Origin of the sequence: Pseudomonas sp. SORT22 (assembly GCF_018417635.1) — a bacterium.
Classification (GTDB): Bacteria; Pseudomonadota; Gammaproteobacteria; order Pseudomonadales; family Pseudomonadaceae; genus Aquipseudomonas.
In genome coordinates, this window is record NZ_CP071007.1 from 5,633,464 (window position 1) to 5,647,492 (window position 14,029).

The following is a 14,029-nucleotide window of genomic DNA, read 5'->3' on the forward strand; positions in this document are numbered from 1 at the left end:
CTGCTGGAGAGAAAGGAATGTCTTCATTGATTCGCGCCGCTGTCCTCGGCCTGGCCCTGGCGGGCCTGGCTGGCTGTACCTCAAAGCCGGTACTGACCCCGCAAGAGCAACTTGTGGTCGGCCACAACTACAGCCACGAGCAAGTGCAGCAGGCCATCCTCAAGGCCGTCGCCGAGCGCGGCTGGACCGCACGCACGGTCAGCCCGAACCTGATCCAGGCCGACATCCTGGTGCGCAATACCTTCTATGCCGCCATCGACATCCGCTACAGCGTCAGCAACTTTCGCATCAACTACCGCGACAGCCGCGAGCTGGGTTACAAGAACGGCAAGATTCACCGTAATTACAACCGTTGGGTGAACAACCTCGACAAAAGCATCCTGCAAGAGCTGAACAGGATGGAAGCGCAAAACATGGTGCAACGCGCCATCAACGAACAGCACTCGAACACTGTCAAATAATCAAGGAACGACACAATGCGTCTGAAAACCTGGACCGCCACCGCCACTTTGCTGCTCTGCGCCCTGCCCGGCCTGAGCCAGGCTCGCGACACCACTCACTACCTGCCGTTCGAGAAAGTCGTGGCGCAGATGACCGCCGAGAACAAGCTCGACGGTTCGGTGAAGTTCTACCTGGCCGGCGTGCAGCCAAAAGGCAAGGTCACCGTGGTCAGCCCGGCGGCGATCACCAACAAGAAGACCAACGCTTTCAACAAGTCTGATGAAGCGGCCTGCGAATGGGCCCTGCAATCGGCGCTGCTGACCATGCAGGACGCCGCGCGCAAGGTCGGCGCCAACGCCGTGACCAACATCAGCAGCTACTACAAGCGCAACGAGCGCAAGGACGCCACCACCTACGAATGCCACGCCGGCGCAGTCATGGCGGGCGTTGCACTGAAGGGCGACCTGGCCAAGGTCCAGTAACTCAGCTGCGTTACAGGGCTTGCCGGGTCAACAGCTCGGCAAACGCCCTGGCCATCGCCGACGGCGCAGCGCGGCGCTGCACCAGCCACACCGCCGTCACCGCGTCGTCGTCAAGCAAGGTCCGGTACACCACGCCATCGATACGCATGCGCTGGAACGAAGCCGGCAACACCGATACCCCCAACCCCGCAGCCACCAGGCCGATGATGGTCATCGCCTCCCCCGCCTCCTGGGCAAAATGCGGACTGAACCCGGCCTGACGCGCCAGGCTCAGCAGTTGCGCATGCAAGCCACTGCCGTAGCTACGCGGAAAAAACACAAAGGGTTCGTGGGCCAGCTCGGCCATATGCACCCCGGCTTCGCTGCCCTCGGCCAACGGGTGAGCGGCATTGATCACCGCCACCAGCGGCTCGCGAAACAGCTCGACGGCATTCAGGCTCTCGGGCAACGCCAACGGCCGCATCAGGCCGACTTCGATCGACTCGTCGAGCAAGGCATCGGCCACGTCGCGGCTGCTCATCTCCTTGAGGTTCAGGTGCACGGCCGGGAAGCGCTGGCGAAAGGCGTGAATGGCCTTGGGAATGCTCGAATTGAACGGCGCCGACGAAGTGAAGCCGATCTTCATCTCGCCCAGCTCGCCCAATTGCGCGCGCCGGGCGACATCGGCGGCCTTGTCGACCTGCGCCAGCACCAGCCGCGCCTCTTCAAGGAATAGCCGCCCGGCCTCGCTGAGCTCGACCCGACGATTGGTACGCTCGAACAGGCGCGCCCCCAGCTCCTGCTCCAGGGCCTGAATTTGCTGGCTCAACGGTGGTTGGGAGATCCCCAGGTTCTGCGCCGCCCGGCCAAAATGCAGCTCTTCGGCGACGGCAATGAAGTAGCGCAGGTGACGCAATTCCATGGCGGCTCCAATAGGTCGTAAAACCTCTTAAACAGGTCGAACAATATATTGGAAATGATCATTAGCCAGCTATATGCTTTTTTCACTGCCTGACAGGCCGTAGCGCCCCCGAGGTCACCCGTGAAAACTGCTGTTGCGCCACACGCCCACGAATTGCCCCCTGCTCCGCTGGACGAAATCGTCGCCACCCTCAACGAAAGCTGGATCGAAAAAGGCACCCCGGCCTTTTTGCGCACCGTACTGGCGCTGTTCTGCGGCGGCTTTGCCACCTTTGCCCTGTTGTATTGCGTACAGCCGATGATGCCGCTGCTGTCGCAGGAATTTTCCATCAGTGCCGCGCAGAGCAGCCTGATCCTCTCGGTGTCCACCGGCATGCTGGCCTTCGGGCTGCTGATCACCGGGCCGATTTCCGACCGCATCGGGCGCAAGCCAGTGATGGTCTTCGCCCTGTTCTGCGCCGCGCTGTGCACCATCGTCAGCGCCCTGATGCCCAGCTGGCACGGCGTGCTGCTGACCCGCGCGCTGCTCGGGTTGTCGCTCAGCGGCCTGGCGGCGGTAGCCATGACCTACCTGAGCGAAGAGATCCACCCCCAGCACATTGGCCTGGCCATGGGCCTGTACATCGGTGGCAATGCCATCGGCGGCATGAGCGGGCGGCTGATCACCGGGGTACTGATCGACTTCGTCAGCTGGCACACGGCGATGTTGGTGATCGGTGGCCTGGCGCTGATTGCTGCGGCGGTGTTCTGGAAGATCCTCCCCGAATCGCGCAACTTCCGCCCGCGCTCGCTGCACCCGCGCAGCCTGCTCGACGGCTTTACCCTGCACTTTCGCGATGCAGGCTTGCCGTGGCTGTTCCTTGAAGCCTTCCTGCTGATGGGCGCGTTCGTCACCCTGTTCAACTACATCGGCTATCGCCTGCTGGCCGAACCCTATCACATGAGCCAGGCGCTGGTCGGGCTGCTGTCGGTGGTGTACCTGTCGGGCATCTACAGCTCGGCGCAGATCGGCGCCCTGGCCGACAAGCTGGGCCGGCGCAAGGTGTTCTGGGCAACCATTTTGCTGATGTTCAGCGGCTTGTTGATGACCCTGCTCAGCCCCTTGGCGCTGATTATCGTCGGCATGCTGGTGTTCACCTTCGGCTTTTTCGGCGCGCATTCGGTGGCCAGCAGCTGGATCGGCCGCCGGGCGACCAAGGCCAAGGGCCAGGCGTCGTCGTTGTACCTGTTCAGTTACTACGCGGGGTCGAGTGTGGCGGGTACAGCGGGCGGGGTGTTCTGGCATCAGGCGGGGTGGAACGGCATCGGCCTGTTCATTGGCAGCTTGCTGGTGGTGGCGTTGCTGGTGGCGGTGCACCTGAGCCGGTTGCCGGCCAAGGCCTGAAATGCAAATCGCGGGGCGACCCGACTTGCCCCGCGATGCATTGTTTAGTTGATCACTTCAACCAGGTCGACATCCACTTCACGGCTCATCAGGTGCTTCTCGACTTCACCGGTCAGCTTGACCTTGGTCTTGTCGTTGAAGGCTACTGCCGGCAGGTCTTCGTCATCGATCTCGACGGTGATGGTGCCGGTGGTGTCCTTGAACTCGTACTTGTCATCGTTGTTCACTTTCTTGATGACGTAGCCTTGCAGCACAACCGGGGTGTCGTCAGCGGCGTCATTGGCGGCAGCCACCGTGGTCACCGACTGGGCGCCAGGGCCGGTGTAGCCGGCGGCCAGGGCAGCGGTGCTGAACAGCGGGGCAAGCAGCAGAGCGAGGTAACGGGTTTTCATGGTGAAGATCCTGTCTGGGTTTCGATGGAGCCAGATTACCCATGCAGGCTGAATTGAACCTTAATAGCAAAACGCCCGGCATAGGCCGGGCGTTTTCGTGTTGCAGCGCTGCTTACTGGTGGTATTGCGCCGACAGCTCGTGCACAGCGTTGATGAACGCGCCGGCGTGCTCCGGATCAACCTCGGGGGTGATGCCGTGGCCAAGGTTGAACACATGACCGCTGCCCTTGCCGTAGCTGGCGAGGATGCGCCCGACTTCGGCACGAATGGCCTCTGGCTTGGCGTACAGCACGGTCGGGTCCATGTTGCCCTGCAGGGCAACCTTGCTGCCGACGCGCTGGCGCGCTTCGCCGATGTCGCAGGTCCAGTCCAGGCCCAGGGCATCAGCGCCGGCATCGGCGATGCTTTCCAGCCACAGGCCGCCGTTCTTGGTGAAGAGAATGACCGGCACCTTGCGCCCTTCGTGCTCGCGGATCAGGCCGCTGACGATCTTGCGCATGTAGGCCAGGGAGAACTCCTGGTAGGCCGCCGCCGACAGGTTGCCGCCCCAGGTGTCGAAGATCTGCACCGCTTGTGCGCCGGCGAGGATCTGCCCGTTGAGGTAGCTGATGACCGACTGCGCGAGTTTGTCGAGCAGCAGGTGCATGGCCTGCGGATTGTCGTAGAGCATGGCCTTGGTCTTGCGGAAGTCTTTCGACGAGCCGCCTTCGACCATGTAGGTGGCCAGCGTCCAGGGGCTGCCGGAGAAGCCGATCAGCGGCACGCGGCCGTTGAGCTCGCGGCGGATGGTGCTGACCGCGTCCATGACGTAGCCCAGGTCCTTTTGCGGATCAGGGATCGGCAGCGCCTCGATATCGGCCAGGGTGCTGACGACCTTCTTGAAGCGCGGGCCTTCGCCGGTTTCGAAATACAGGCCCTGGCCCATGGCGTCGGGGATGGTGAGGATGTCCGAGAACAGGATCGCGGCGTCCAGCGGGTAGCGGTCCAGCGGCTGCAGGGTGACCTCGCAGGCAAACTGCGGGTTCATGCACAGGCTCATGAAGTCGCCGGCCTTGGCGCGGCTGGCGCGGTATTCCGGCAGGTAGCGGCCGGCCTGGCGCATCATCCACACCGGGGTGACGTCTACGGGTTGCTTGAGCAGGGCGCGCAGAAAACGATCGTTCTTCAAGGCAGTCATGTCGGCATCCGGAAAAAAAGTGGGGGCATTTTCTCAGAGCCCAACGTAAAAGGCACGGTATCAACCGTGCCTTTTGTCTATCGACTTGTGACAGGTCAATAGATTTTGTTGAATTCATCGCGGGTCAAGCCCGCTCCTACACAGGTTCTGTAGGAGCGGGCTTGTCCCGCGAAGCTGTTTCAGACGCCCAGGTAATCCAAGATCCCCTCGGCGGCATTGCGCCCCTCGAAGATCGCCGTCACCACCAGGTCGGAACCGCGGACCATGTCGCCACCGGCGAAGATCTTCGGGTTGCTGGTCTGGTGCTTGTAGGTGTTCTTCTCCGGCGCCACCACGCGGCCCTGGCTGTCGGTCTGGATGCTGAACTGCTCGAACCACGGCGCCGGGCTCGGACGGAAACCGAAGGCGATGACCACGGCATCGGCCGGGATGATCTCTTCGGAACCCGGGATCGGCTCGGGGCTGCGGCGGCCACGGGCGTCCGGCTCGCCGAGACGGGTCTCGACCACCTTCACACCTTCGACCTTGTCTTCCCCGACGATCGCGATCGGCTGGCGGTTGTAGAGGAACTTCACCCCCTCTTCCTTGGCGTTCTTCACCTCTTTGCGCGAGCCGGGCATGTTCGCCTCGTCACGACGGTAGGCACAGGTCACGGCCTTGGCGCCCTGGCGGATGGAGGTGCGGTTGCAGTCCATCGCCGTGTCGCCACCACCGAGGACCACGACCTTCTTGCCCTTCATGTCGACGAAATCTTCCGGCGACTTTTCAAAGCCCAGGTTGCGGTTGACGTTGGCCACCAGGAAGTCCAGGGCATCGTGCACGCCCGGCAGGTCTTCACCGGGGAAGCCGCCCTTCATGTAGGTGTAGGTGCCCATGCCCATGAACACCGCATCGTATTCCTCGAGCAGTTGCTCCATGCTGACATCCTTGCCCACCTCGGTATTGAGACGGAACTCGATGCCCATGCCGGTGAAGACTTCGCGGCGATTGCTCAGCACGGTCTTTTCCAGCTTGAACTCGGGGATGCCGAAGGTCAGCAAGCCGCCGATTTCCGGGTTGCGGTCGAACACCACCGGGGTTACCCCGCCGCGCACCAGTACGTCGGCGCAGCCCAGGCCGGCCGGGCCGGCGCCGATGATGGCGACGCGCTTGCCGGTCGGCTTGACCTTGGACATGTCCGGGCGCCAGCCCATGGCGAAGGCGGTGTCGGTGATGTACTTCTCCACCGAACCGATGGTCACCGCGCCGAAGCCGTCGTTAAGGGTACAGGCACCCTCGCACAGGCGGTCCTGCGGGCACACCCGGCCGCAGACTTCCGGCAGGGTGTTGGTCTGGTGCGACAGCTCCGCGGCGGCGAGGATGTTGCCTTCGGAAACCAGCTTCAACCAGTTGGGGATGAAGTTGTGCACCGGGCACTTCCACTCGCAGTACGGGTTGCCACAACCCAGGCAGCGGTGGGCCTGCTCGGCCGATTGCTGGGGTTTGAAGGGTTCGTAGATTTCCACGAACTCTTTCTTGCGTTGACGCAACAGTTTCTTCTTCGGATCCTTGCGCCCGACCTCGATGAACTGGAAGTCATTGCTGAGACGTTCAGCCATTTTCAATACCTCTTTACCGCAGTTGCTAGCTTCAAGCTGCAAGCTGCAAGACGATCACGTGGGCCGGCAAACCTCGTACTGCTTTGAACTTGCAGCTTGAGGCTTGCCGCTTGCCGCTACTGCGGGTTGGCACGGGTGCTGGACAGCAGGTTCTTCAGGTTGGCCGCCTTCGGCTTGACCAGCCAGAAGCGCCGCACGTAATCGTCCAGGTTTTCCCAGAGCTCACGACCCCATTCGCTGTTGGTTTCTTCGACGTATTCAGCCAGCACGCGCTGCAGGTGGCTGCGATAAGCCTCCATGGCCTCGCCACTGATGCGCTGGATCTCGACCAGTTCGTGGTTGAGCTTGTCGACGAAGCTGTTGTCCATGTCCAGCACGTAGGCAAAACCACCGGTCATGCCCGAGCCGAAGTTGTAACCGGTCTTGCCCAGAACGCAGACAAAGCCACCGGTCATGTACTCACAGCAGTGATCGCCCGTGCCCTCGACAATCGCGTGGGCACCGGAGTTGCGCACGGCAAAGCGCTCGCCCGCGGTACCGGCGGCGAACAGCTTGCCGCCCGTGGCACCATACAGGCAGGTGTTACCGATGATGGCGCTGTGCTGGGTGGCGAACGGGCTGCCCGCAGGCGGCACAATCACCAGCTTGCCACCGGTCATGCCTTTGCCGACGTAGTCGTTGGCATCGCCTTCGAGGTACATGTTCAGGCCACCGGCGTTCCACACCCCGAAGCTCTGCCCGGCAGTGCCCTTGAAGCGGAAAGTGATCGGTGCCTTGGCCATGCCCTGGTTGCCGTGCAGACGGGCGATTTCGCCGGAGATCCGCGCGCCGATGGAGCGGTCGCAGTTGCAGATGTCCAGCTCGAACTCCGCGCCCGACAGGTCGCGAATGGCCGGCAGGGCCATGTCGACCATCTTCTCGGCCAGCACGCCCTTGTCGAACGGCGGGTTGCGGTCGACTTCGCAGAACTGCGGCTTGTCGGCCGGCACGTGTGGGCTGCCCAGCAACGGGCTGAGGTCCAGGTGTTTCTGCTTCTCGGTTTCGCCGGGGAGCATTTCCAGCAGGTCGGTACGCCCGATCAGCTCGCCGAGGCTGCGCACACCCAGCTTGGCCAGCCACTCGCGGGTTTCTTCGGCGACGTAGGTGAAGAAATTCACCACCATGTCGACGGTGCCGATGTAGTGATCCTTGCGCAGCTTGTCGTTCTGGGTGGCGACGCCGGTGGCGCAGTTGTTCAGGTGACAGATACGCAGGTATTTGCAGCCCAGGGCGATCATCGGCGCGGTACCGAAACCGAAGCTTTCGGCGCCGAGGATGGCCGCCTTGATCACGTCGAGGCCGGTTTTCAGGCCGCCGTCGGTCTGCACCCGGACCTTGCCGCGCAAGTCGTTGCCGCGCAGGGTCTGGTGGGTTTCGGCCAGGCCCAGTTCCCACGGCGCGCCGGCGTACTTGATCGAGGTCAGCGGCGAAGCGCCGGTGCCACCGTCATAGCCGGAGATGGTGATCAGATCGGCATAGGCCTTGGCCACGCCGGCGGCGATGGTGCCAACACCGGCTTCTGCCACCAGCTTGACCGAGACCAGCGCCTGCGGGTTGACCTGCTTGAGGTCGAAGATCAGCTGCGAGAGGTCTTCGATCGAGTAGATGTCGTGGTGCGGCGGAGGTGAAATCAGGGTCACGCCAGGCACGGCGTAACGCAGCCGGGCGATCAGGCCGTTGACCTTGCCGCCTGGCAGCTGGCCGCCTTCACCCGGCTTGGCGCCCTGGGCAACCTTGATCTGCAGCACTTCGGCGTTGACCAGATACTCGGGAGTGACGCCAAAGCGGCCGGTGGCCACCTGCTTGATCTTCGAGCTCTTGATGGTGCCGTAGCGGGCCGGGTCTTCGCCGCCCTCACCGGAGTTGGAGCGCGCGCCCAGGCGGTTCATCGCCTCGGCCAGAGCTTCGTGAGCCTCTGGCGACAGCGCGCCGAGGGAGATACCGGCCGAGTCGAAGCGCTTGAGGATCGCTTCCAGCGGTTCGATCTCGCTCAGTTCCAGCGGCTGCTCCAGGGTTTTCACCTTGAGCAGGTCGCGGATCATCGACACCGGACGCTTGTCGACCAGTGCGGTGTATTCCTTGAACTTGGCGTAGTCGCCCTGCTGCACGGCGGCCTGCAGGGTGTTGACCACGTCCGGGTTGTAGGCGTGGTACTCGCCACCGTGGACGAACTTCAGCAGGCCACCCTGCTGGATCGGCTTGCGCGCGCTCCAGGCTTCGGCGGCGAGCAGCTTCTGCTCATTCTCGATGTCGACGAAGCGTGCGCCCTTGAGGCGGCTGGCAACGCCACGGAAGCTCAAGTTGACCACTTCTTCCGAAAGGCCGACGGCTTCGAACAGCTGTGCACCCCGGTAGGAACCGACGGTCGAGATGCCCATCTTCGAGAGGATCTTCAACAGGCCCTTGGAGATGCCCTTGCGGTAGTACTTGAAGACCTCTTCAAGATCACCGAGCACTTCGCCGGTACGGATCAGGTCGGCCAGCACTTCGTAGGCCAGATACGGGTACACCGCCGAAGCGCCGAAGCCGATCAGCACGGCAAAGTGATGCGGGTCGCGGGCGGTGGCGGTTTCCACCAGGATGTTGCTGTCGCAGCGCAAGCCCAGTTCAGTCAGGCGGTGATGCACCGCACCGACGGCCAGCGAGGCATGCACCGGCAGTTTGCCCGGGGCGATATGGCGGTCGCTCAGCACCAGCTGGGTCTTGCCGCTGCGCACGGCTTCTTCGGCCTGATCGGCGATGTTGCGCACCGCCGCTTCCAGGCCCAGGCTCTCGACGTAGTTGAGGTCGATCAACTGACGCTCGAAGCCGGGGCGGTCGAGGTTCATCAGCGAGCGCCACTTGGCGGGCGAGATCACCGGCGAGCTGAGGATCACCCGCGAGGCGTGCTCTGGGGATTCCTGGAAGATGTTGCGCTCGGCGCCCAGGCAGATCTCCAGCGACATGACGATCGCTTCACGCAGCGGATCGATCGGCGGGTTGGTGACCTGGGCGAATTGCTGGCGAAAGTAGTCGTAGGTCGAGCGCACGCGCTGCGAAAGAATCGCCATCGGCGTGTCGTCGCCCATCGAGCCGACCGCTTCCTGGCCTTGTTCGCCAAGCGGACGCAGCACTTGGTCACGCTCTTCGAAGGTGACCTGGAACATCTTCATATACTGCTTGAGCTGGTCAGCATCGTAGCTGGCCACGCCCTGGTCATCGCTGAGGTCGGCCTGGATGCGCAGGGCATTCTGGCGCAGCCAGCGCTTGTACGGATGGCGCGACTTGAGGCGGTTGTCGATGGCATCGGTGTCGAGGATCTGCCCGGTTTCGGTGTCCACGGCAAAGATCTGCCCCGGGCCGACCCGGCCCTTGGCGATCACGTCTTCAGGCTTGTAGTCCCACACGCCGATTTCCGACGCCAGGGTGATGTAGCCGTTCTTGGTGGTGACCCAGCGCGCCGGGCGCAGGCCGTTGCGGTCGAGCAGGCACACCGCATGGCGGCCTTCGGTCAGTACCACGCCGGCCGGGCCGTCCCATGCTTCCATGTGCATGGAGTTGTATTCGTAGAACGCGCGCAGGTCGGCGTCCATGGTCTCGACGTTCTGCCACGCCGGCGGAATGATCATGCGCACGCCGCGGAACAGGTCGATGCCGCCGGTGACCATCAGTTCGAGCATGTTGTCCATGCTCGAGGAGTCGGAACCGACGCGGTTGACCAGCGGGCCGAGTTCTTCGAGGTCCGGGATCAGGTCGTTGGCGAACTTGGTGCGCCGCGCCTGGGCCCAGTTGCGGTTACCGGTGATGGTGTTGATCTCGCCGTTGTGGGCGAGGAAGCGGAACGGCTGCGCCAGCGGCCATTTCGGCAGGGTGTTGGTGGAGAAGCGCTGGTGGAACACGCAGATCGCGGTTTGCAGGCGCTCGTCGCTGAGGTCCGGATAGAAGGCGGCGAGGTCCGCCGGCATCATCAGGCCTTTGTAGATGATGGTTTTGTGCGAAAAGCTGCAGATGTAGTGGTCGGTGTCGGCGGCGTTGGCCACCGAAGAGCGACGACGCGAACTGAACAGCTTGATGGCGAATTCCTGATCGCTCAGGCCTTCACCGCCAATGAACACCTGCTCGATCTGCGGCAGGCGCTCCAGGGCCAGGCGGCCGAGGACGCTGGTGTCGATCGGCACTTTGCGCCAGCCCACCAGTTGCAGGCCGGCCGCGAGGATCTCGCGGTTCATGTTGGCGCGCGCGGCTTCAGCCTTGGCGTTGTCCTGATTGAAGAACACCATGCCGACCGCATATTGCTTGGGCAGCTCAGTGGCGAACTGTTCGCGGGCCACGGCACGCAGGAACTGATCGGGCTTTTGCATGAGCAGACCGCAACCGTCGCCGGTCTTGCCGTCGGCGTTGATCCCACCGCGGTGGGTCATGCAGGTCAGGGCCTGGATGGCCGTTTGCAAAAGGTGGTGGCTGGGTTCGCCCGTCATATGGGCGATCAGGCCGAAACCACAGTTATCCTTGAATTCTTCGGGATGGTACAGACCTGTTTTCATAGACACTTTCTCACCAGGTTCGCCTCTCACCAAGGCAAATCTTTTTTTAGTACAACCACTTACCATCCACGCCGAACGAATGCCAGCTTTGCGGGGGCAATAGGGGAGCCATTGTTGCACAGCGACAGGGAAGCCCACAAATTTACGACGAATTGCCGTAAGTCCATGTCGCATTTTTGAATGTTTTTAAGCGTGCGCCGTGGTAACGGCATGGCTTGAGTCTGAAGCGTTTCAGCCTGGACTGCAAGAACGGCTTGTGGCCGGCAGTCTGGGACAGAAAAGCCTGCCGCGCAGTACGCAGCAGGCTTGACCGATGTTCAGGAGTCGCTCAGCAGGTGGCGGGGGTAGTGCCACCAGGCTATATCAGCGGGTCGAGGCCAGTTCTTGTTGGACGCTGGCGACGGTACGAGGCCAAGGTTTACCAGCCTGGACCTTGGCTGGCAAGGCCTTGATTGCAGCCAGGGCGGCATCACGGCTGGCGAAGTTGCCGTAGGTGATGACGTACAGCGGCTTGCCCTGCAGGGTTTTCTTGAAGTAGCGATAGTCGCCACCCTGAGCCTTGACGTAGGCCTGGGCCGACGCTTCGGAGCTGGTGCCGAGGATTTGCACGACATAATTGCCCGGCTTCTGCCCGGCGTACCAGCTACCACCGGCTGCGGGCTTGGCGGCCGGCTTCTCGGCGGGCTTGGGCGCAGGCTTGGCGGTTGCAACCTGGGTTGGCGCAGGCTTGGCTGCAGGAGCAACCGGCTTGCTGGCAGCAGGTGCTACCGACTGCTGCACAGGTGCAACCGGTTGCGCCGGGGTTGGCGCAGGGCCAGCGGTGACTCCTGCCGGTGGCGCGATAGTGGTGACGGTCGGCGGAGTAGAGGGTTGCAGCGCGGTTTCGCCGGCTGGCGTCGACTCTTCGCCTTCACCCATGCCGGTAGACTCGGCCAGCGGGCCACGCATGACCGGTTGCGACTGACCTACCAGCGGCAGTGGCATCGGCTGCGAATTGCCGGCGAATTCGATCGCCGGGCCGCCGTTGTTCGATTGGGCATTGCCTGGCTGACCTTCGCCCAGCGGCAGTTGCGCCTGTTCGGCAGGGGCAGTTGGCGCCTGATCACCCTTCTTCGGCATCAGCACGGCGGCCGCGACGGCGACCACGACAACTGCAGACAGCGCCAGCACATGTTTCTTCGGCATATTGAACCCCATTGATGGTCGCTTCGCCGTGGTCCGGCTGGCGATCATGGCTTCGATCAAGGTATCGCGGGCAACCTGGTTGATAGTCCCGGGCCAGCCGTCAGAGTTTTGGTGAATATCAACGATCTGCTCACTGCTGAACACTTCGATGCCCCGCCCGGCACCTTCCAGGCGCTGCTCGAGGTATTCACGGGTTTCTTCTTCGCTGTAGGGCTCAAGCTCGATGACATGAAAGCGCTCCTGCTCGGCATTGAGCTCTTCCAGCCCGGCGATCAGTGACGGCTCGCCAAACAGGAAGACATGCGGACGCCCTTCCGGGGTACCCGCCGCCAACTCCAGCAAGGCTTGGAGTGCCGACTCGCCAAGTTGTTCCGCATCGTCCACCAGCAGATAGACTTCCTGCCCGGTCAGCGCCAGTTGTACCACCTGGGCAAGGATGTCCGGGACTTCAGCCTGGGCCACGCCCAATGACTGGGCCACCTGGCCGAGCAGGCTGGCGGCATCGCTGGCGCCACGGGCGGAAACCACCACGCTCTGCACCGATTGCTTGTTGGTGCTGGCCACCAGGGCCTGGCGCAGCAGGGTCTTGCCACTGCCTTGAGGGCCAGTGACCACCAGCAGCAACTGGCTGTAGCGGGCCAGGTGGTGCAATTGGCCGAGTACCGGCTTGCGCTGGGCTGGGAAGAATTTGAAACCCGGCACCCGTGCAGCGAAGGGGTCGTGGTTCAACTGGTAATGGCCGAGAAAGGCCTCGTCGGCATGCAAACTAGTCATCGGACGCTCATCAACCTCAAAGCTGGGCCACGATCGCGCGGTAATCCGCGGCCAGCGTGGCCTGAAGAATCTCTTTCGGATAGTCGTCGGTGACCACCGCTTCGCCCATGCGGCGCAGCAGGACCAGACGCAGACGACCGTCGAGTACCTTTTTATCTACTGCCATGTGTTCCATGAACTGCGCCGGGGTCATCTCGGCGGGCGGCACCACCGGCAAGCCTGCGTTCTGGAACAGACGGATACCACGGTCACGCTCCTGCTGGCTGATCCAGCCCAGGCGCATGGACATTTCCAGGGCCATTACAGTGCCCGCCGCGACGGCCTCACCGTGAAGCCACACACCATAGCCCATGTGGGTCTCGATGGCGTGACCGAAGGTGTGGCCCAGGTTCAGCGTGGCACGCACGCCCGACTCGCGCTCATCGGCGCCCACTACCGCAGCCTTGGCCGCGCAGGAACGACGAATGGCCTCGGTCAGCGCCACCTGGTCAACGCCGCGCAAGGCCTGCATATGCTCTTCGAGCCAGCCCAGGAAGGGTTCGTCACAAATCAGGCCGTATTTGATCACTTCGGCCAGGCCTGCCGACAGCTCGCGCGGCGGCAGGCTATTGAGGCTGCGGGTGTCGATCAGCACCGCGTTGGGCTGATAGAAGGCACCGACCATGTTCTTGCCCAGCGGGTGGTTGATGCCGGTCTTGCCCCCTACCGACGAATCGACCTGAGACAACAAGGTAGTCGGCACCTGGATGAAATCCACGCCGCGCTGGTAGCAGGCGGCGGCAAAGCCGGCTATGTCGCCGATCACCCCGCCGCCAAGCGCTACCACGGTAGTGCGGCGGTCGTGGCGGGCGGTCAGCAGCGCATCGAAGATCAACTGCAGGGTTTCCCAGTTCTTGTAGGCCTCGCCGTCGGGCAACACCACCGGCAGTACCGAATAGGCACCCAGGGTCTTGCTCAGGCGTTCGAGATAGAGGGGTGCGACAGTCTCGTTGGACACGATGGCGACCTGCCGGCCAGCGATATGCGGCGCCAGCAGTTCAGGTTGATCCAGCAGGCCTTCGCCAATGTAGATCGGGTAGCTACGCTCGCCCAATTCGACCTTTAGTGTCTGCATGTGTCCCCACAATGAACTAG

General features: G+C 62.9%; 10 protein-coding genes. 3 read left to right on the forward strand and 7 right to left on the reverse strand.

Going from position 1 to position 14,029, the window contains the following annotated elements; genetic code table 11:
• The first annotated feature begins 17 nt into the window (after positions 1–17).
• Positions 18–461, forward strand: coding sequence for a hypothetical protein (locus JYG36_RS25810; protein ID WP_045193943.1), 444 nt, complete (start codon positions 18–20; stop codon positions 459–461).
• 15 nt (positions 462–476) lie between these two features.
• Complete coding sequence (locus JYG36_RS25815; protein ID WP_045193944.1) at positions 477–923, forward strand: hypothetical protein; 447 nt, start codon at positions 477–479, stop codon at positions 921–923.
• A gap of 10 nt (positions 924–933) precedes the next feature.
• Here JYG36_RS25815 and JYG36_RS25820 read toward each other — a convergent pair whose 3' ends face one another.
• Positions 934–1,824 (reverse strand): LysR family transcriptional regulator, encoded by an 891-nt coding sequence (locus tag JYG36_RS25820; RefSeq protein WP_045193945.1) that lies wholly within the window; start codon positions 1,822–1,824, stop codon positions 934–936.
• A gap of 153 nt (positions 1,825–1,977) precedes the next feature.
• On the opposite strand from JYG36_RS25820, the gene JYG36_RS25825 reads away from it, so the two are divergent.
• Positions 1,978–3,207 (forward strand): MFS transporter, encoded by a 1,230-nt coding sequence (locus JYG36_RS25825; RefSeq protein ID WP_371128663.1) that lies wholly within the window; start codon positions 1,978–1,980, stop codon positions 3,205–3,207.
• 44 nt (positions 3,208–3,251) lie between these two features.
• On the opposite strand, the gene JYG36_RS25830 is transcribed toward JYG36_RS25825, so the two are convergent.
• From JYG36_RS25830 to aroB, 6 genes are all read right to left on the reverse strand, one after another.
• A complete protein-coding gene (locus JYG36_RS25830; RefSeq protein WP_093377148.1) occupies positions 3,252–3,599 on the reverse strand; it encodes a YgiW/YdeI family stress tolerance OB fold protein in 348 nt (115 codons plus the stop codon).
• 112 nt (positions 3,600–3,711) lie between these two features.
• Entirely contained in the window at positions 3,712–4,776 is a 1,065-nt protein-coding gene (hemE, locus tag JYG36_RS25835) for a uroporphyrinogen decarboxylase (protein ID WP_093377152.1), read from the reverse strand.
• A gap of 179 nt (positions 4,777–4,955) precedes the next feature.
• Positions 4,956–6,374, reverse strand: a complete 1,419-nt coding sequence (locus JYG36_RS25840) for a glutamate synthase small subunit GltD family protein (protein ID WP_045193948.1) — start codon at positions 6,372–6,374, stop codon at positions 4,956–4,958.
• Positions 6,375–6,490: 116 nt separating this feature from the next.
• Positions 6,491–10,936 (reverse strand): glutamate synthase large subunit, encoded by a 4,446-nt coding sequence (gene gltB, locus JYG36_RS25845; RefSeq protein ID WP_045193949.1) that lies wholly within the window; start codon positions 10,934–10,936, stop codon positions 6,491–6,493.
• A gap of 363 nt (positions 10,937–11,299) precedes the next feature.
• Positions 11,300–12,895, reverse strand: a complete 1,596-nt coding sequence (locus JYG36_RS25850; RefSeq protein WP_213602716.1) for an SPOR domain-containing protein — start codon at positions 12,893–12,895, stop codon at positions 11,300–11,302.
• Between the two features lie 16 nt (positions 12,896–12,911).
• Entirely contained in the window at positions 12,912–14,009 is a 1,098-nt protein-coding gene (gene aroB / locus JYG36_RS25855; protein ID WP_213602717.1) for a 3-dehydroquinate synthase, read from the reverse strand.
• Positions 14,010–14,029: the final 20 nt, after the last annotated feature.

Excerpts from the sequence above, each read along its gene's own strand:
- JYG36_RS25810 (WP_045193943.1), top strand. The coding sequence starts at position 18 with ATGTCTTCATTGATTCGCGCCGCTGTCCTCGGCCTGGCCCTGGCGGGC.
- JYG36_RS25815 (WP_045193944.1), top strand. The coding sequence starts at position 477 with ATGCGTCTGAAAACCTGGACCGCCACCGCCACTTTGCTGCTCTGCGCC.
- JYG36_RS25820 (WP_045193945.1), bottom strand. The coding sequence starts at position 1,824 with ATGGAATTGCGTCACCTGCGCTACTTCATTGCCGTCGCCGAAGAGCTG.
- JYG36_RS25830 (WP_093377148.1), bottom strand. The coding sequence starts at position 3,599 with ATGAAAACCCGTTACCTCGCTCTGCTGCTTGCCCCGCTGTTCAGCACC.
- hemE (WP_093377152.1), bottom strand. The coding sequence starts at position 4,776 with ATGACTGCCTTGAAGAACGATCGTTTTCTGCGCGCCCTGCTCAAGCAA.
- JYG36_RS25840 (WP_045193948.1), bottom strand. The coding sequence starts at position 6,374 with ATGGCTGAACGTCTCAGCAATGACTTCCAGTTCATCGAGGTCGGGCGC.
- gltB (WP_045193949.1), bottom strand. The coding sequence starts at position 10,936 with ATGAAAACAGGTCTGTACCATCCCGAAGAATTCAAGGATAACTGTGGT.
- JYG36_RS25850 (WP_213602716.1), bottom strand. The coding sequence starts at position 12,895 with ATGACTAGTTTGCATGCCGACGAGGCCTTTCTCGGCCATTACCAGTTG.
- aroB (WP_213602717.1), bottom strand. The coding sequence starts at position 14,009 with ATGCAGACACTAAAGGTCGAATTGGGCGAGCGTAGCTACCCGATCTAC.